Genomic DNA, 17,398 nt, shown 5'->3' with positions numbered 1-17,398 from the left:
CCCACCCGCCCCTCGAGGAGGCGCCCATGACCGGCATCACCCGCGGCTTCGTCGGCCGCCCGCGCAGGGGCCCGGCCGACCGGCTCCCGCCCGGCCAGTACGACACCGAGGGCGGCTGGCCCGTCCTCACCGCCGAGGCCGTCCCCAACCTGCCGGAGTCGCGCTGGTCCATCGCCGTCGACGGCCTCGTCGACCGGCCGACGACGTGGGACTGGGACGAGGCGCACGCGCTGCCGCGCTCCGAGTACGCGGGCGACATCCACTGCGTCACGACGTGGACCCGGCTCGACGCGCGCTTCGCGGGCGTCAGCGTCGACACGCTGCTCGACGCCGCGGGTCCGCTCCCGGAGGCGCGCTTCGTGCTCGCCACGTCGCACTCCGGCTACACGACCAACCTGCCGCTGGACGACCTCCGCGGCGGCCGCGCCTGGATCGCGTGGGAGGCGGACGGGCGCCCGCTCACGCCCGACCACGGCGGTCCCGCGCGCCTCCTCGTGCCGCATCTCTACTTCTGGAAGAGCGCGAAGTGGATCGCCCGCCTCACGCTGCTCGACCGCGACCAGCAGGGCTTCTGGGAGCGCAACGGCTACCACGACCGCGGCGACCCGTGGCGCGAGCAGCGCTACCAGGGCGACCGCTGAGCGAGGCGGCGGCGCCCGCCGTGCCGGCCTCCGTCGGCGGCGAGTGGCGGACGGCGACGATCACGGCGCTGGAGCACCCGACGCCCACGACCGTCCTGCTGCGCTTCGACGTGCCCGACCGGATCCCGCACCTCCCCGGCCAGCACTGCGTCGTGCGGCTGCGCGCCGAGGACGGGTACACCGCGCAGCGCTCGTACTCGATCCTGTCCGCGCCGCACGAGGAGGGCGTGGAGCTGCTCATGGAGCGCTACGAGGACGGCGAGGTGAGCGGGTTCTTCGCCGACGTCGCCCGCGTGGGCGACGCGATCGAGATGCGGCTGCCCATCGGCGGATTCTTCGTCTGGGACGGCGCGACGCCGACGGTCGCGCTGGGCGGCGGGACGGGAGCCGTGCCGCTCGTGTCGATGGTCCGTCACGCGCGGCACCTCGGCGTCCCGCACCTCGTCCGCGTGGCCGTCTCCGCGCGCACGGCGGCGGACGTCCCGTGCCGCGCGGAGCTCGAGGCCGCCGGCGCCCTCGTCGTGACCACGCGCGAGCGGCACGGCGCGCGCGGTTTCGGTCGCCTGCGCCCCGACGAGGTCGCGGAGCTCGCCGCGGGCGCGCGGATGGCGTTCGTGTGCGGATCCACCGCCTTCGCGGGCGGGGCCGCGCGCCTGCTGCTCGACGCCGGGGTCGGCCGCGAGACGATCCGCATCGAGCAGTTCGGCCCGTCGGGGGAGTGACGCCGGCGCACGGCCGGGCCAGACTGGTTCCGACGGCGACGGAGCCGCCGGGAGCGGGTGCCGCATGGAGCGATCGGTCGTGCTGCTGCGCGGGATCAACGTCGGACGGGCGAAGCAGGTGCCGATGGCGCAGCTGGCCGCGGTGCTCGCGGGGCTCGGCTACCTGGGCGTGCGCACGCACCTGCGGAGCGGGAACGCCGTGGTCGACCACGAGCGGCCCAGCGGCCGGGGCGCCGCCGTGGCCATCGAGGACGCCGTGCGGCTCGCCACGGGCGTGACCGCCGACGTGCACCTCCTGCCCGCTGCCGACTTCCGCCGCATCGCCGCCGGCATCCCGTTCGGCCCGGTCGCCGACGACCCGAGCCGTCTCCTCGTCTCCTTCCTGGACCGCCCCCTGGATCCGCTGCCCGCCGCGCCTCCCGCCGCCTCGATCGCCCCCGACCTCGTCGAGGTCGCGTCGGACGCGGTCTACTCCTGGCACCCCGACGGCGTGTCGGCCTCGCGCGTCCCTCCGGCCTTCTGGCGCGGGCTCGGGGCGTCGGTCACGGCCAGGAACGCCCGGACGGTGGCCGCGCTCGTGGCGCTCCTCGACGGCTGACCGCGGCGACGGGACTCGCGTCCCCCAGTACGGGGGTGATGCCCGGGAGCCCGGCCCGGACCGCTCGGCATCGGGGGCGTCGCGGCCTCCTCACCGCGCGGGCAGGGGGATAGGTTCGTGGACGTGAGCAGATTCGCGGACCGCTGGAAGTCCCACATCCTGGAGACGTTCTCCGCGGACTCCGAGGGGCGACCCCAGTGGATCCAGGACCTCGAGCTCGGTGACGACCCGGGCTGGTTCGGCCCCGGCTCCGCGGTCTGGGCCGTGCACGGCGGGATGCCGACGCTCGTCGCCGGGATCCGCGCCCTCCTCATGCAGACGCTGCACCCGGGCGCGATGGCGGGCGTCCACGACTGGTCGCGCTACCGGGAGGATCCCCTCGGCCGCCTCGCCGGCACCGTGCGCTGGGTCATCACCACCTCGTTCGGCGACCGGGACACGGCGGTCGACGTCAGCAGGCGCGTCCGCGGCTACCACCGCAAGGTGCAGGGCACGTTCGTCGACGGCCGCGGCGTGGAGCGCCCCTACAGCGCGAACGACCCCGACCTCCTCGCCTGGGTGCACATGGTCTTCACCGACGCGTTCCTCAGCACGCACATGCAGTGGGGGCCGCCGATCCCCGGCGGACCCGACCGCTACGTCGCCGAGTGGGCGAAGGCCGGCGAGCTCATGGGCGTCGAGGCGCCGCCGCGCTCGCACGCCGAGCTGCACGCGCAGATCGACGCGTTCCACGACCAGGGCCTCCTCCGCGCGGACGAGCGGACCCGCGAGACGATCTCCTTCCTCCGCGAGCCGCCGCTCCGGCCGTCCATGCTGCCGGCCTACCGCGTGCTCTTCGCGGGCGCCGTCGCGTCGCTCGAGCCGCGGTACCGCGAGCTGCTCGGGCTGGACCGGGCGTCGTTCGGCCCGTTCCCGCTGCCGGCGCTCGCCTCGACCCGCGTGATGCTGGGCGTCGCGGGGCGCGTGATGGGCGACCAGTCCACCAGCCACCAGGCCGCGCTGAAGCGCATCGCGCGGCTGCAGGCCGCTCCCGGCGGGTCGTCGTCCGGCGACGCCGGCCACCGCGCCCAGCCCGCGGCCTGATCGCGCGCACCCGCCGGGATCCGCCCGCGCGGCCGATGTCGGCGGCCCGGGCTAGCGTGGACACGAGATGAGCAGGCAGGACGGATCCACCAGGCGCACGTCTGACGCGAGCGCGGACGACTCCGAGGCCACCATCCTCCACGTCGACATGGATGCGTTCTTCGCCGCCGTCGAGCTGCTCGAGCGGCCGGAGCTCCGCGGCACCCCGGTCATCGTCGGCGGGTCGTCGGGGCGCGGCGTGGTCACGAGCGCCACCTACGAGGCCCGGCGCTTCGGCGTCCGCTCGGCCATGCCCATGGCGCAGGCCCTGCGCCTCTGCCCGCAGGCCACGGTCATCGGCGGGCACATGGAGAAGTACGCGCACTGGTCCCGCGTCGTCATGGGCGTCTTCCGGGATGTCACGCCGCTCGTCGAGCCGCTCAGCATCGACGAGGCGTTCCTCGACGTGGCGGGCGCACGGGGCCTCTTCGGCTCGCCCGCCGAGATCGGCGCGATGATCCGGCGCCGCGTGCACGCCGAGACCGGCCTCACCTGCTCGGTCGGCGCCGCGTCCACCAAGTTCGTCGCGAAGCTCGCGAGCACCCGCTGCAAGCCCGACGGCCTGCTCGTCATCCCCGCCGCCGAGACGCTGCCGTTCCTGCACGGGTTGCCGGTGGGCGCCCTGTGGGGCGTCGGGAGGACCACCGAGGAGGCCCTCGTGCGGCGCGGCCTGCGCACGGTCGCCGACATCGCGGACACGCCGCTGCCCGCGCTGCAGTCGATGCTCGGCGAGTCCGCGGGCGCCCGGCTGCACGACCTCTCCTGGGGGCGTGATCCCCGGCGCGTCACCACGCATCGCGAGGAGAAGAGCATGGGGCACGAGAACACGTTCCATGACGACGTGACGGATCCCGAGATCGTGCGCCGCGAGCTCCTCGGCCAGGCGACGCGCGTCGCCGAGCGGCTGCGGCGCGCCGGGGTCACGGCGCGCACCGTCTCGCTCAAGCTCCGCTACTCCGACTTCCGCACCATCACCCGGTCCCGCACCCTGTCGGAGCCCACCGACGTCGCGCGCCGCATCTACGACGAGATCCGCGACGTCTACGAGCAGGTCGCCCGGCCCGGCGACCGCATCCGGCTCGTGGGCGTGCGCGCGGAGCAGCTCGACGACGCCGACAACCGCGCCGTCGCACTGTGGGACGCCGACGAGGGCTGGCGCGAGGCCGAGCGCACGGTCGACCAGGCGGCGGAGCGCTTCGGGCGCGGCGCCATCGGCCCCGCGTCGCTGCTCCGGAAGCCGGGAGCGAAGCGGGCGACCGTGTCGGATCCGCGCACCGAGGCGGCCGCGCGCGGTAACCTCGCCGGACACCCGCCCGACTGACGAGGACCACCATGACCGATCCCGCCGCGCCCACCCCCGACGACCAGGTCCCCGTCGACCGCGTAGCCGCAGGGGAGGAGGCAGCGGTCCCGGCGCCCGCTGCGACCGCCGCCCCGGCGCCTCCCGTCGCGCAGCACCCGTACCCGTCGGCGTCCGCCGCGGCTCCCTACGGCCTCGCGCCCGCGCCGGTCCCGCCCTCCCCGGCTGCGGTCGCCTGGGGCCAGCCGGTCTACGCGGTCGCGCCGCCCAAGGGCCTCAGCCTCACGTCGATGATCCTGGGCCTCGTCTCGGTGTTCTTCTTCTGGACGTTCCTCTGCCCGCTCATCGGCCTCGTGTTCGGCATCGTCGGGTTCCGCAAGGAGCCGGCCGGCCGCGGCTTCGCCATCACGGGACTCGTCCTCAACGGCCTGCTGCTGCTCATCCCCGTCGCGTTCGTGCTCTCGATCATCGTCGCGGGCGGCACGCTGTTCGGCATCGCGGCCACCACCCCGCGCTGATCCGCCGCGCCGGGGCGCGGGCGCCGCGCGCGGGCTAGGGCCGGCCCATGCCGCGGTAGCGCCACCCGGCGGCGCGCCACGCGACGGGATCCAGGCAGTTGCGTCCGTCGACGATCACGGGCGTCGTCACGATGGCCTTGAGCTCGGCGGGGTCGATCGCGCGGTACTGCTTCCACTCCGTGAGCACCATGACGGCGTCGGCGTCGCGCGCCGCCTCCTGCCAGGTGTCGACGTAGGTGAGCTCCGGGAAGCGGCGGCGCGAGTTCTCGTTGGCGTACGGATCCGTCGCGAGCACGCGCGCGCCCTGCAGCTGCAGCTGCGCGGAGATGCTGAGCGCGGGGGAGTCGCGCACGTCGTCCGACTCCGGCTTGAAGGCGAGGCCCAGCACCGCGATGTTGCGGCCGAGCAGCGATCCGCCGCAGACCTCGCGCGCCACGTCGACCGCGCGCACGCGCCGGCGCATGTTGATGGAGTCGACCTCGCGGAGGAAGGTGAGCGCCTGGTCGGCGCCGAGCTCGCCCGCCCGCGCCATGAAGGCGCGGATGTCCTTGGGCAGGCAGCCGCCGCCGAAGCCGATGCCGGCGTTGAGGAAGCGGCGGCCGATGCGGTCGTCGTACCCGATGGCGTCCGCCAGCTGGGTGACGTCGGCGCCGGTGGCCTCGCACACCTCCGCCATGGCGTTGATGAAGGAGATCTTCGTGGCGAGGAACGCGTTGGCGGACACCTTGACGAGCTCGGCGGTCTCGTAGTCGGTCGTGACGCGGGCGGTGCCGGTGCCGAGGGCCGCGCCGTAGACCTCGTCGAGCGCCGACCGGGCGGCCTCGCCGGCCTCGCCGGCTGGCAGGCCGTAGACGAAGCGGTCGGGCGTGAGCGTGTCCTCGACCGCGAAGCCCTCGCGCAGGAACTCCGGGTTCCAGACGAGCGTCGCGCCGGGGACGCGCGCGGCGATGCGTTCCGCCAGCCGCCGCGCGGTGCCCACGGGCACGGTCGACTTCCCGGCGACGACGTCGCCGGGCGCCAGGTGGGGGATCAGCGCGTCGACCGCGGCGTCCACGTAGGTCATGTCGGCGGCGTTCTCGCCGCGCTTCTGCGGCGTGCCGACGGCGATGAAGTGCACCTGCGCGCCGGCGGCCTCCGCCGTGTCGGTGGTGAAGCGGAGACGGCCGGTCGCCAGCTGCTCGGTGAGGAGGTCAGGCAGGCCGGGCTCGAAGAACGGCGCGACGCCGGTCTGCAGCGAGGCGATCTTCGCGGCGTCCACGTCGATCGCGACCACGTCGTGCCCGAGGCGGCTCATGCACGCCGCGTGGACCGTGCCGAGGTAGCCGCAGCCGATGACGGAGATGCGCACAGGGGTGTCCTTCACATGGTGGGGAGGGCCGCCGGGCCGCGGCGTCGGCACCGTATCACGGGCATGTGACGTGCCAGGGGCGGGCCGGGCGTGCGCTCGCGCGCCGCGTCCGACCCGCCCCCGAGCGGTCGATCAGGCCAGCAGCGCCTCGGCGGAGTCGGCCACCGGGCCGAGGATCGCGGCCGAGCGCGCGGGCAGCACCACCTCGTCGTCACCCAGGGCGACGGCCGGGGCCGTCGCGAGCAGCAGCGCCGGACGCTCGCCCACGACGGGCACGCGCCGCTCCTCGTCGGACAGGTTGACGACGATGGACAGCTCGCCGCGGTCCATCACGAGCAGGCGCGCCTCCTCGTGCACCTCGACCTCGACCTCGGCGAACCGGGGGTCGGTGAGGTCCGGGTGGGCCCGACGCAGGCGGATCAGCTCGCCGTACAGCGCGAAGAGGCGCGCGTGCGGCGAGTCGGCGGCCTCGGTCCCGTAGAGCTCCGACCAGTCGAGCTTCGAGTCCTGGAAGGTCGAGAGGTCCTGCGGGTTCGGCACGACCGACTCGTCCCAGCCCATCTTCGCGAACTCCGCGATGCGGCCCGTGGCGGTCGCCTCGCCGAGGTCGTGCTCGGGGTGGGAGGTGAAGAACTGCCACGGCGTCGTCGCACCCCACTCCTCGCCCATGAAGAGCATGGGCGTGAAGGGCGACGTCAGGGTGAGGACCGCGGCCAGCGCGAGGCCCCCCTCGTCGAGCGTCGCCGAGAGGCGGTCGCCGGTGGCGCGGTTGCCGATCTGGTCGTGGTTCTGGTTCGCGACCACGAGGCGGTGCGCGGGGATCCGCTCGGTGTCGAGCGGGCGCCCGTGCACGCGGCCGCGGAACGACGACCACGTGCCGTCGTGGAAGAAGCCGCGCGTGATGACCTTGGCGAGCGCCCCGAGCGACGCGAAGTCCTCGTAGTAGCCGGTCGTCTCACCCGTCAGGGCGACGTGGACGGCGTGGTGGAAGTCGTCGCTCCACTGCGCGTCGAGCCCGTAGCCGTGCGCCTCGCGCGAGGTGATCAGCTTCGGGTCGTTGAGGTCGGACTCCGCGATGAGCGTGAGCGGCCGGCCGACGTGCGCGGAGAGGACGTCCACCTGCACCGCGAGCTCCTCGAGGAGGTGCGTCGCCGTGTGGTCGACGAGGGCGTGCACCGCATCGAGTCGCAGCGCGTCGACGTGGTAGTCGCCGAGCCACATGAGCGCGTTGTCGATGATGTACTCGCGGACGGGACCGGAGTCCTCGCCGTCGAGGTTGAGGCTGGAGCCCCACGTGTTGGCCGAGGCCTCGTGCAGGTACGGGCCGTAGGCGGGCAGGTAGTTGCCGGACGGTCCGAGGTGGTTGTACACGACGTCCTGCACGACGCCGAGGCCGCGCGCGTGGCACGCGTCGACGAAGCGCTGGTAGGCCTCGGGTCCGCCGTAGGTCTCCTGCACCGCGTACCAGAGGACGCCGTCGTATCCCCAGTTGTGCGTGCCGTTGAAGCCGTTGACCGGCAGCACCTCCACGAGGTCGACCCCGAGCGCGACCAGGTGGTCGAGCCGGTCGATGGCGGAGTCGAGGGTGCCGTCGGGCGTGAACGTGCCGATGTGCATCTCGTAGATGACGGCGCCGGCGAGCTGGCGGCCGGTCCACGCCTGGTCCGTCCACGCGAACGACGACGGGTCGTACGTGCGCGAGCGGCCGTGGACGCCGTCGGGCTGGCGACGCGAGCGCGGGTCGGGCAGGGCGGTGTCGCCGTCGTCCACGAGGTAGCCGTAGTCGAGGTCGCCGGAGGGGAGGGCCTCGGCGCGGTCGGCGTCGAGGGTCCACCAGCCGTCGCCCACGGGCGAGAGCGGCAGGCGCTCGTCGCCCACGGAGAGGGCGAGGGTGCGGGCCTTCGGGGCCCAGATGTCGAAGCGGTCGTCGGTCATGCTCGGCTCCCGGGGGTGATGTCGGATGCGGTGGATGCGGGCGCGAGGATCGCGACCGGGTAGTCGGCGAGGAGGGCCGCGACGGACACGCGCCCGCCGTCGAGGCGACGGCCGCTCACGTGGTCGACGAGCTCGCCCTCGGGCAGGGTGATCGCCGTGGATCCCCAGCCGCCGCCGGTCTCGAGGCCGACGGGCAGTCGGGTCGCGACGGTGATCGCGCCGCCGCGGTCGAAGGCGATCACGTGGGCGGCGGCGTCGCCGGTCGCGCGCACGGGGTCGTAGCCCGTGAACAGCTCCGGGTGGTCGCGGCGGAGGCGGAGCGCGCGCGCCGTGACGAGGAGCTTGGCGGCCCCCGTCTCGTCGATCGCGGGCTCGGCGCCCGTGAGCACGGCGTCGAGGGCGGCGCGGCGCATGCCGAAGTCGACCGCGCGGCGGTTGTCGGGATCCACGAGGCTCGTCTCCCACAGCTCGCTGCCCTGGTACACGTCGGGCATGCCGGGCGCGGTGACCTGGATGGCCTTGGCCGCCAGGGAGTTCGACCAGCCGGGGCCGGAGAGCCGGTCGTAGAGCCCGGCGACGATCGTGCGGGCGCGCGGGTCGTCGAACGCGGCGTCGACGAGCGCGTGCATCCGCTCCTCGAACGCCTCGTCGGGCGCGGTCCACGTGGTCGAGTCGCCGGCCTCGCGCGACGCCTTCTCGGCGTACGCGTGCAGGCGCTCGCGCGACGCCGGCCAGGTGCCGACGAGCGTCTGCCAGAGCAGGTTCTCGAACGGGCCGTCGCCGGTGGGCGCGACCTCGCGGAGCTGGCCGAGCGCGTCGCGCCAGGCCTCGGGCGTCTCGGAGAGCACGTCGATGCGGGCGCGCACGTCCTCGCCGCGCTTCGTGTCGTGCGTGGAGAGCGTCGTCATGGCGTGCGGCGCGATGCGGTGCCGCTCCTGCTGGCGGGCGTGGAAGTCGTCGACGTCGATGGCGAAGATCGACGGGTCGGCGCCGACCTCGTTGAGCGAGACGAGCCGCGAGTACCGGTAGAACGCGGTGTCCTCGACGCCCTTGGCCATGACCATGCCGCTCGTCTGCTGGAAGCGCTGGGCGACGCGCGTGGACGGGTCGGAGAGCTGCGGCATCAGCGCGTCGATGGTGGCGAGGAGGTCGGGGCGGCTCGCGCGCGCGGCCTCGGCGGCCTCCTCGAGGTGCGCCAGCCCGCCCGGCAGGTAGCTCCGGTACACGGGGAAGGTGGCGAGGAGCTCGGCGAGCGCGTCCGCGGCGTCCGCGGGCGCGTCCTCCACGAGCCGCTCGAGCCGGAGCACCTCGCTGCGGAGGATCCCGTCGGCGATGCCGCGCTTGGTGCCGCGGATCATGTCGGCCCAGCTGGTGAGCTCGCCCTGCGGCAGGCCGCGCAGCGACGCCTCGAGGTGGTCGAGCTCGACCTGGCCGTCGGGGTCGACGAGCACGCGGTCGATCTCCGCGAGCGCGTCGTAGCCGGTGGTGCCGGCGGTCGCCCAGTCGGTGGGCAGGGTCTCGCCGGGTTCGAGGATCTTCTCCACGAGCACGTACGCGCCGCCCGTGAGGCGGGCGAGGTCGTCGAGGTACCCCTTCGGGTCGAGCAGGCCGTCCGGGTGGTCGACGCGGAGGCCGTCGGCGAGGCCGTCGCGGCACCAGCGCGAGATCTCCGCGTGCGACTCCTCGAAGACGCGCGGCAGCTCCACGCGGATGCCCGCGAGCGTGTTGACCGCGAAGAACCGGCGGTAGTTGAGCTCGGCGTCCGCGCGGCGCCAGTTGATCAGCTCGTAGGACTGGCGCTCGTGCACCGTGCGGGCGTCCCCGTCGTCCTCGGCGGTGCCGGGCGCGACCGGGAACCGCTGGTCGTAGTAGCGCAGCTCCACCGTGCCGTCGTCACCGCGCACCAGCGCCAGCTCGTCGAGCTCGGACTCGCCGTCGCCGAGGACGGGGATCCGCACCTTGCCCTGCCCGAAGTCCCAGTCCACGTCGAACGCGTCGGCGTAGCGGCTCGCCGTGCCGTGCGTGAGCAGGTCCCACCACCAGAGGCTCTCGACGGGCGTGGCGACCCCGACGTGGTTGGGGACGATGTCCACCAGGACGCCGAGGCCCAGCGCGTGGGCGCGATCCGCGACCGCCTGCAGCCCCGCCGCTCCACCGCGGGACGGGTCCACCCGGGAGTGGTCGACCACGTCGTAGCCGTGGTCGGATCCGGGCTCGGCCGCGAGGATCGGGCTGAGGTACACCCAGTCCGCGCCGAGGTCCTTCACGTACGGCAGCTGCTCGGCCACGGCGGCGAGGTCGAACGACTCCCGCACCTGGAACCGGTAGGTGGAGATGGGGGTTCTCAACTGATGTCGCTCCTTGGGTCTGCGGCGGGCCGGTCGGCCTGCGCGTGGGTGAGGACGGCGAGGCTCGCCGCGACCGAGTGGTCGGGCTCCACCTCGGGCTCCGTGTAGGCGCGCAGCACCACGAGCGCCTTGGCTGCCACGTCCACGACGCTACTCGCGCGGAGGGCCGTCGAGTCGGCTCCGACGCCCGCGGTGTCGATCACGGTCTCCCACGCGTCCGCGTACTCGTCCGACGGCAACGTGAACGACACCGGCTCGTCGTGCGCGTTGAAGTACAGGAGGAAGTGGGTGTCGTAGATGTCCTCGCCGCGGCGGTCGCGCCCGCGGATCCCGTTCCCGTTGAGGAACATGCCGATCGCGCGGAGGCCGGACTCCCAGTCGTCGTCCGACATCGGGGTCGCGTCGGCGTCGAGCCACACGATGTCGGGCAGCGGCTCGCCCTCGCCTCGGCGCACGGGTCGGCCGTCGAAGAAGCGCCCGCGTCGGAACGTCGGGTGCTCCTTGCGGAGCCGCACGACGGACGCGGTGAACTCGACGAGCGGCTGGTCGGCCTGGTCCCAGTGCACCCAGCTGATCTCGTTGTCCTGCGCGTACGTGTTGTTGTTTCCCTGCTGCGTGCGGCCGAGCTCGTCGCCGTGCAGGATCATCGGCACGCCCTGGGACAGGATCATGGTCGCGAGCATGTTGCGCTGCTGGCGGCCGCGGAGCGTGAGCACCGTCGGATCGTCGGTCGGCCCCTCCACGCCCATGTTCCACGAGCGGTTGTGGCTCTCGCCGTCGGCGTTGCCCTCGCCGTTCGCCTCGTTGTGCTTCTCGTTGTACGAGACGAGGTCGGCGATGGTGAAGCCGTCGTGCGCGGTGATGAAGTTGATCGACGCGACGGGTCGGCGGCCGGAGTGCTCGTAGAGGTCGGCCGAGCCCGTGATGCGCGCCGCGAACTCGCCGAGCGAGGACGCCTCGCCGCGCCAGAAGTCGCGCACGGTGTCGCGGTACTTGCCGTTCCACTCGGTCCACTGCGGCGGGAAGTTGCCCACCTGGTAGCCGCCGGGGCCCACGTCCCAGGGCTCGGCGATGAGCTTGACCTGCGACACCACCGGGTCCTGCTGCACGAGCTCGAAGAAGGTGGCGAGCTTGTCGACGTCGTAGAACTCGCGCGCGAGCGCGGAGGCGAGGTCGAAGCGGAACCCGTCGACGTGCATCTCGGTGACCCAGTAGCGCAGCGAGTCCATGATCAGCTGCAGCGCGTGCGGGTGGCGCACGTTGAGCGAGTTGCCCGTGCCGGTGTAGTCCATGTAGTAGGTGGGGTCGTCCTCCATGAGCCGGTAGTAGGCCTGGTTGTCGATGCCCTTGAAGGAGAGCGTCGGCCCGAGGTGGTTGCCCTCGGCCGTGTGGTTGTAGACCACGTCGAGGATGACCTCGATGCCGGCCGCGTGGAGCGCCCGCACCATCGACTTGAACTCCTGCACCTGCTGGCCGAGCTCGCCCGTGGACGAGTAGGCGTTGTGCGGCGCGAAGAACCCGATGGTGTTGTAGCCCCAGTAGTTGCGGAGCCCCTTCTCCAGCAGCGTGTTGTCCTGGACGAACTGGTGCACGGGCATGAGCTCGATGGCGGTCACGCCGAGCTTCTGCAGGTGGTCGATGACCGCGGGGTGCGCGATGCCGGCGTAGGTGCCGCGCAGCTCCTCGGGGATCCGCGGGTTGAGCTGGGTGAGCCCCTTCACGTGCGCCTCGTAGACGACGGTCTCGCTGTAGGGCGTGCGGGGGAGCCGGTCGCCGTCCCAGTCGAAGAACGGGTTGACCACGACGCCGAGCATCATGTGCGGGCCCGAGTCCTCGTCGTTGCGGCTCGACGGGTCGCCGAAGTCGTACGCGAACAGGGACGGGTCCCAGTCGAACTCGCCGCAGGTGGCCTTGGCGTAGGGATCCAGCAGCAGCTTCGCGGGGTTCGAGCGGTGCCCGGCCTCGGGCTCGTACGGCCCGGTGACGCGGTAGCCGTAGCGCTGACCCGGCTGCACGTGGGGGAGGTAGCAGTGCCAGACGTGCGCGTCGACCTCCGTCACGTCCACGCGGGTCTCGGTGCCGTCCTCCTCGATGAGGCACAGCTGCACCTTCTCGGCCACCTCGCTGAAGAGCGCGAAGTTCGTGCCGCTCCCGTCGAAGGTCGCGCCGAGCGGGTAGGGGTTTCCGGGCCAGGTGTGCAAGTGGTCCTCCAGTTGGGTCGACTCGTCCGCCGGCGGCGCGCACGCGTGCGCGCGGGGTCCGTCGGGGGCGGGGCAATGCGGTGGATCCGCGGGGCCGCAGCGGCGGGGAGGCCGGATGCGACGCAGCGACGCACCAGGGGCGAGGGTACCGCGAGGACGGGGATCGCCCGGCATCCGGAGGGGCTCGCGGGGTACGGTGGGTCGCATGACCAACCTCGTCGCACAGCTCGCAGAGAACGTGAAGAACGCCGGAGTGGGGACGGTCTACGGCGACCCCCTCGACATCGACGGCTCGACCATCGTGCCGGTGGCATTCGCCTGGTACGGCTTCGGCGGGGGCAGCGACCTCCCCGACTCCGACGGCAACGTCGCGGGCGGTGGCGGCGGCGGCGGCGCCACCTGGCCGATCGGCGCCTACATCGCCACGGACGGCGAGGTGCGCTTCCAGCCCAACGTCATCGCGCTGCTCGCGGTGGCGACGCCCGTCATCTGGATCTCCGGCAAGGTCCTCGTCAAGCTCATCAAGACGCTGAGGTAGCCACCCGCTCGACCACCGCGGAGCGCGGATGCCCGAGGGCATCCGCGCTCCCGTGCGTCCGGGCCCCTGCGGATCCCGGGCGCGCCGGATGCTCGACCGCGCGCTAGGATCGCCTCGAACACGGGAGTCCGGTGAGCCGGGCTGAGAGGAAGACACCCAGTCTTCGACCGTCGTACCTGATCTGGATCATGCCAGCGCAGGGAGGCTTCCATCTCGCACCCGTGCCCTCTTCCACTCCTCCGAAGGGCACGTCAATGACCGCATCACCCACGTCCACCGCATCCGCCGCGAGCGCCGACACCGGCGCCCGCAGCCCCCGATCGGGTCTCCGCGCCCGCTGGCGGGTCATCGACATCGTCGTCGCGAGCGTCCTCGGCGTCGCATCCGGCCTCGTCTTCGTCATCTGGAACACGGCGTCCGTGCCCGTCGGCGCCTTCTTCGAGCCGCTGCTGCCCGGCCTCCAGGCCCTGGCCGGCGGCGGCTGGCTCTTCGCCGGCGTCCTCACGGGCATCGTCATCCGCAAGCCAGGCGCCGCCCTCTACGGCGAGCTGCTCGCCGCCTTCGTGTCCATGCTCGTCGGCAACGTGTGGGGCGTGAGCACGCTGCTCTCCGGCCTCACGCAGGGTCTCGGCGCCGAGCTCGTGCTCCTCGTCTTCCTCTACGCGAACTGGCGCGCGTACGTGGCCGTGCTCGCGGGCATGGGCGCCGGGCTCGGCATGGCAGTAACGGACCTCATCACGTACTACCCGGGATCCACGCCGCTGTTCGCCACGATCTACACGGTCGCGGCGCTCGTCTCGGGCGGGCTCGTCGCCGGCCTGCTCTCGTGGCTCGTCGCCCGCGCGCTCGCCCGCACCGGCGCGCTCTCGCGCTTCGCCTCGGGCCGCGACACCGCGGCCCGCGTCTGACCGTGCGGCGGCCGGGCCGTCGCACGTCCCCGATCGTCGTGGCGCGCGTCCCGCTCGCCGGGCCCGATGCGACGGCCGACCCGTCGGGCGGGGCCTCCATCCGGGCCGAGGGCTGGGGCTGGCGCCACGCCGGCCGTGCCTCCTGGGCGGTCCGCGACGTCGACCTCGCCGTCGAGCCGGGCGAGCGCGTCCTGCTGCTGGGCGCGTCGGGTGCCGGCAAGACCACGCTCCTGCACGCCCTCGCGGGCGTCCTCGGCGGCGACGACGAGGGGGAGACCCGGGGCACCCTGCTCGTCGACGGCCAGGATCCGGCCGCCCGCCGCGGTCGCGCCGGGCTCGTCCTGCAGGATCCGGACGCGCAGGTGATCCTCTCCCGCGTCGGCGACGACGTGGCGTTCGGCTGCGAGAACCTCGGCGTCCCGCGCGAGGAGATCTGGCCGCGCGTCCGCGCGGCGCTCGACGCGGTGGGACTCGACGTCGCCCTGGATCGCTCGACGACCGCGCTGTCCGGCGGCCAGAAGCAGCGCCTCGCCCTCGCCGGCGTGCTCGCGATGCGGCCCGGGCTCCTCCTCCTCGACGAGCCGACCGCGAACCTCGACCCCGAGGGCGTCGGCGAGGTCCGCCGCGCCGTCGAGTCCGTCGTCGAGGCGAGCGGCGCGACCCTCGTCGTCATCGAGCACCGCGTCGCCGTGTGGCGCGACCTCGTCGACCGGGTCGTGGTGCTCGGGGCCGACGGCGGGATCGTCGCCGACGGCGCGCCCGACGACGTCCTCCGCGACCAGGGCGCGTCCCTCGCGGCCGCGGGCGTCTGGGTGCCCGGGCGCGAGCCGGCCGCTCCCGTCCGGGCGCGGGCTGTTCCCGCTCCGCTCCTCCGGGCGGACGACCTCGCCGTCGGGCGGGGCGGCGCGCGCGGGGCCGCGGTGGCCGACGGTGTCGGCGTCGCGCTCGCCTCGGGTCGCGTCGTCGCCCTCACGGGCCCGAACGGCGGCGGCAAGAGCACGCTCGCGTTGACGCTCGGCGGCCTCCTGCCTGCGCTGTCCGGGCGGGTCGTGGCGTCGGCGGCCCTGGCCGACGGCCTGGGCGAGGATCCCGCGGCCTGGCGCTCGCGCGAGCTCGCGGCGCGCGTCGGCACCGTCTTCCAGGACCCGGAGCACCAGTTCCTCTCCGGCACCGTGCGCGCCGAGCTCGAGGTGGGTCCGCGCGCCGTGGGCATGGATCCCGCCGACGCCGCCCGCCGCGTGGACGAGCTGCTCGTGCGCCTCCGCCTCGACGCCCTCGCGCAGGCGAACCCCTTCACCCTGTCCGGCGGGGAGAAGCGGCGCCTGTCCGTGGCCACCGCGCTCGCGACCGCACCGCGCCTCCTCGTGCTCGACGAGCCCACCTTCGGGCAGGACTCCCGCACCTGGGCCGAGCTCGTCGCGCTCCTCGCCGACCTCGTCGACCGCGAGGGCGTCGGCGTCCTCGCCGTCACCCACGACGCGGACCTCGTCCGCGCGCTGGCGGACGACGTCCTCCGGCTCGACGCCGTCCCGGGCTCCGCCGCGCGATTGGAGGTCGTGCGATGAGCGCCGCCCCGACCGAGGTCGTGCCCGCCGCACGTGCGACCGGCCTCGCCGCCGTCAATCCCGTCGCGCGGCTCGCGGCGGCCCTCGTCCTGACGCTCGCCCTCGTGCTGAGCCTCGACGTGGTCTCCGCGGGCGTGGCGCTCGCGCTGGAGCTGCTGCTCCTCCCCGTCGCCGGGATCCGCCCGCGCGCGTTCCTCGTGCGCGGCATCCCGATCTGGATCGCGGCGCCCGGGGCCGGCCTGACGATCCTGCTCTACGGGCGCACGTCCGGCGACGTGTACGCCCAGTTCCTGCTCGTCGTCGTCAGCGAGGGGTCGGTGCTGCTCGCGGTCGCGACGACGATGCGCGTGCTGGCCATCGGCGTGGCATCGCTCGTCCTGTTCGCGGACGTGGATCCCACGGACCTCGCCGACGGCCTCGCCCAGGTCGCCCGCCTGCCGTCCCGCTTCGTGCTCGGGGCGCTCGCGGGCGTCCGCCTCGTGGGCCTGCTCCTCGACGACTGGCGCTCCCTCGAGCTGGCCCGACGGGCGCGCGGCGTCGCCGACCGCGGCCGGATCCGCCGGTTCGCCGGCCAGGCCTTCGCGCTGCTCGTGCTCTCCATCCGGCGCGGAAGCAAGCTGGCGACCGCGATGGAGGCGCGCGGCTTCGGCGGCGCGACCACCCGCACCTGGGCCAGGGCGAGCGTCGTCGGTCGGCGCGAGGCGCTCGTGCTCGGGGTCGCGGTGCTCGTCGCCGCGTGCGCGGTGGCGGCCGCCGTCGCGGCAGGGACGTGGGGCTCCGGTGCGGCCTGACGCGGGGGAGCGGGGCCCGGCGCTGGTCCTCGTCGACGGCCCGTCCGGGTCCGGCAAGTCCACCCTGGCGGACGCCCTCATCCGGGAGGGGGACGCCGACGCGGGCCTCCCGCCCGGCGCCCAGCTCCTGCGGCTCGATGACGTCTACCCCGGCTGGGACGGCCTCGAGGCGGCCTCCCGGCACCTCGAGCGGCACGTGCTCCCCGCGATGCGTCCGGGCGGACGACCGCGATGGCGCCGCTGGGACTGGATCGCGGACGCGCCCGCGGAGTGGCACGACCTGGATCCGGGGCGCCCGCTCGTGGTCGAGGGCTGCGGATCCCTGACCCGGGCCGCGGCGCGCCTCGCCACGCACCGCATCTGGGTGGAGGCCGACGACGCCGTGCGCCGAGCTCGGGCGATCGCCCGCGACGGCGAGGCGTTCGCGGTGGAGTGGGAGCGCTGGGACGCGCAGTGGCGCGCGCACGTCGACCGGGAGGATCCGCGCGCCCTGGCCGACGTCGTCGTCCGCACGGACGCCGTGGCGGCGGCCGGGTAACCTGAGGCCGTGACCGATTCCGCACCCACCGACGTCCGCTACCTCGCCGTCTACGCCGACGGCCCCCTCGAAGGCACCACCGAGACCCGCGTCCTCGTCGACGGCCAGCACGACGCGACCATCAGCACCATGTCGGCTGTGGAGGGCAAGGAGTCGCTCTTCCAGTACCGCGCCGGCGAGGTCTCCGAGGTGGCGGGCGAGCAGCGCGTCACCTACACGTTCGTGGCCGACGGCAGCGACGACGTCCTCGGCGAGGGCGACGACGAGTCCCTCGAGCTCTGATCCCCGGCACGGCAGGCGCCTCGGCGCCGACCCCGACGACCCC

General features: G+C 74.1%; 16 protein-coding genes and 1 riboswitch. Of the genes, 12 read left to right on the top strand and 4 right to left on the bottom strand.

Going from position 1 to position 17,398, the window contains the following annotated elements; translation table 11 throughout:
• The first annotated feature begins 26 nt into the window (after positions 1-26).
• The 6 genes from ITJ44_RS02195 to ITJ44_RS16060 all read left to right on the top strand — a co-directional run bounded on the left by ITJ44_RS02195 (position 27) and on the right by ITJ44_RS16060 (position 4,901).
• Positions 27-641: a sulfite oxidase-like oxidoreductase gene (locus ITJ44_RS02195; RefSeq protein WP_194633142.1), complete on the top strand. Its 615-nt coding sequence runs from the start codon at positions 27-29 to the stop codon at positions 639-641.
• A gap of 20 nt (positions 642-661) precedes the next feature.
• Positions 662-1,363, top strand: coding sequence for an FAD-binding oxidoreductase (locus ITJ44_RS02190; RefSeq protein ID WP_370551597.1), 702 nt, complete (start codon positions 662-664; stop codon positions 1,361-1,363).
• Positions 1,364-1,427: 64 nt separating this feature from the next.
• Positions 1,428-1,961 (top strand): DUF1697 domain-containing protein, encoded by a 534-nt coding sequence (locus tag ITJ44_RS02185; RefSeq protein WP_194633140.1) that lies wholly within the window; start codon positions 1,428-1,430, stop codon positions 1,959-1,961.
• A gap of 117 nt (positions 1,962-2,078) precedes the next feature.
• The gene (locus tag ITJ44_RS02180) at positions 2,079-3,044 is read left to right on the top strand and encodes an oxygenase MpaB family protein (RefSeq protein ID WP_194633139.1); all 966 of its coding nucleotides are present in this window, start codon (positions 2,079-2,081) and stop codon (positions 3,042-3,044) included.
• A gap of 67 nt (positions 3,045-3,111) precedes the next feature.
• Complete coding sequence (locus tag ITJ44_RS02175; protein ID WP_194633138.1) at positions 3,112-4,404, top strand: DNA polymerase IV; 1,293 nt, start codon at positions 3,112-3,114, stop codon at positions 4,402-4,404.
• An 11-nt stretch (positions 4,405-4,415) separates the two neighbouring features.
• Entirely contained in the window at positions 4,416-4,901 is a 486-nt protein-coding gene (locus ITJ44_RS16060) for a DUF4190 domain-containing protein (RefSeq protein WP_194633137.1), read from the top strand.
• A gap of 34 nt (positions 4,902-4,935) precedes the next feature.
• On the opposite strand, the gene ITJ44_RS02165 is transcribed toward ITJ44_RS16060, so the two are convergent.
• The 4 genes from ITJ44_RS02165 to glgX all read right to left on the bottom strand — a co-directional run bounded on the left by ITJ44_RS02165 (position 4,936) and on the right by glgX (position 12,733).
• Entirely contained in the window at positions 4,936-6,249 is a 1,314-nt protein-coding gene (locus tag ITJ44_RS02165) for a UDP-glucose/GDP-mannose dehydrogenase family protein (protein WP_194633136.1), read from the bottom strand.
• A 132-nt stretch (positions 6,250-6,381) separates the two neighbouring features.
• Positions 6,382-8,184 carry a malto-oligosyltrehalose trehalohydrolase gene (gene treZ / locus ITJ44_RS02160; protein WP_194633135.1) on the bottom strand — a complete coding sequence of 601 codons (1,803 nt, stop codon included), beginning with the start codon at positions 8,182-8,184 and terminating at the stop codon, positions 6,382-6,384.
• Positions 8,181-10,532 carry a malto-oligosyltrehalose synthase gene (gene treY / locus ITJ44_RS02155; protein ID WP_194633134.1) on the bottom strand — a complete coding sequence of 784 codons (2,352 nt, stop codon included), beginning with the start codon at positions 10,530-10,532 and terminating at the stop codon, positions 8,181-8,183. Before treY ends, treZ begins: the two co-directional genes overlap by 4 nt.
• A complete protein-coding gene (gene glgX, locus ITJ44_RS02150) occupies positions 10,529-12,733 on the bottom strand; it encodes a glycogen debranching protein GlgX (protein ID WP_194633133.1) in 2,205 nt (734 codons plus the stop codon). The genes treY and glgX overlap by 4 nt, the downstream gene beginning before the upstream one ends.
• A 205-nt stretch (positions 12,734-12,938) precedes the next feature.
• Here glgX and ITJ44_RS02145 point away from each other — a divergent pair, with 205 nt between their 5' ends.
• The 6 genes from ITJ44_RS02145 (at position 12,939) to ITJ44_RS02120 (ending at position 17,355) form a co-directional block, all read left to right on the top strand.
• On the top strand, positions 12,939-13,271 hold the full coding sequence (locus ITJ44_RS02145) for a hypothetical protein (protein ID WP_043587919.1): 333 nt from the start codon (positions 12,939-12,941) through the stop codon (positions 13,269-13,271).
• A 119-nt stretch (positions 13,272-13,390) separates the two neighbouring features.
• A riboswitch (TPP riboswitch) is annotated at positions 13,391-13,491 on the top strand.
• Between the two features lie 34 nt (positions 13,492-13,525).
• Entirely contained in the window at positions 13,526-14,179 is a 654-nt protein-coding gene (locus ITJ44_RS02140; RefSeq protein ID WP_194633132.1) for an ECF transporter S component, read from the top strand.
• 2 nt (positions 14,180-14,181) lie between these two features.
• Positions 14,182-15,744, top strand: a complete 1,563-nt coding sequence (locus ITJ44_RS02135; RefSeq protein ID WP_194633131.1) for an ATP-binding cassette domain-containing protein — start codon at positions 14,182-14,184, stop codon at positions 15,742-15,744.
• Positions 15,741-16,535, top strand: a complete 795-nt coding sequence (locus tag ITJ44_RS02130; RefSeq protein ID WP_194633130.1) for an energy-coupling factor transporter transmembrane protein EcfT — start codon at positions 15,741-15,743, stop codon at positions 16,533-16,535. Before ITJ44_RS02135 ends, ITJ44_RS02130 begins: the two co-directional genes overlap by 4 nt.
• The gene (locus tag ITJ44_RS02125; protein WP_194633129.1) at positions 16,525-17,073 is read left to right on the top strand and encodes an ATP-binding protein; all 549 of its coding nucleotides are present in this window, start codon (positions 16,525-16,527) and stop codon (positions 17,071-17,073) included. The genes ITJ44_RS02130 and ITJ44_RS02125 overlap by 11 nt, the downstream gene beginning before the upstream one ends.
• 9 nt (positions 17,074-17,082) lie before the next feature.
• Positions 17,083-17,355: a hypothetical protein gene (locus ITJ44_RS02120; protein ID WP_194633128.1), complete on the top strand. Its 273-nt coding sequence runs from the start codon at positions 17,083-17,085 to the stop codon at positions 17,353-17,355.
• The last annotated feature ends 43 nt before the right edge of the window (positions 17,356-17,398 follow it).

It is taken from the genome of Clavibacter sp. VKM Ac-2873, assembly GCF_015351075.1.
Classification (GTDB): Bacteria; Actinomycetota; Actinomycetes; order Actinomycetales; family Microbacteriaceae; genus Clavibacter.
The sequence above is the reverse complement of the archived record's forward strand: the minus strand, read 5'-3'. Positions and strand labels throughout refer to the sequence as shown.

Bases quoted from the DNA above. Each gene is read 5' to 3' on its own strand.
- ITJ44_RS02175 (WP_194633138.1), top strand. From the start codon at position 3,112: ATGAGCAGGCAGGACGGATCCACCAGGCGCACGTCTGACGCGAGCGCG.
- ITJ44_RS02130 (WP_194633130.1), top strand. From the start codon at position 15,741: ATGAGCGCCGCCCCGACCGAGGTCGTGCCCGCCGCACGTGCGACCGGC.
- ITJ44_RS02195 (WP_194633142.1), top strand. From the start codon at position 27: ATGACCGGCATCACCCGCGGCTTCGTCGGCCGCCCGCGCAGGGGCCCG.
- treZ (WP_194633135.1), bottom strand. From the start codon at position 8,184: ATGACCGACGACCGCTTCGACATCTGGGCCCCGAAGGCCCGCACCCTC.
- ITJ44_RS16060 (WP_194633137.1), top strand. From the start codon at position 4,416: ATGACCGATCCCGCCGCGCCCACCCCCGACGACCAGGTCCCCGTCGAC.
- ITJ44_RS02140 (WP_194633132.1), top strand. From the start codon at position 13,526: ATGACCGCATCACCCACGTCCACCGCATCCGCCGCGAGCGCCGACACC.
- ITJ44_RS02185 (WP_194633140.1), top strand. From the start codon at position 1,428: ATGGAGCGATCGGTCGTGCTGCTGCGCGGGATCAACGTCGGACGGGCG.
- ITJ44_RS02145 (WP_043587919.1), top strand. From the start codon at position 12,939: ATGACCAACCTCGTCGCACAGCTCGCAGAGAACGTGAAGAACGCCGGA.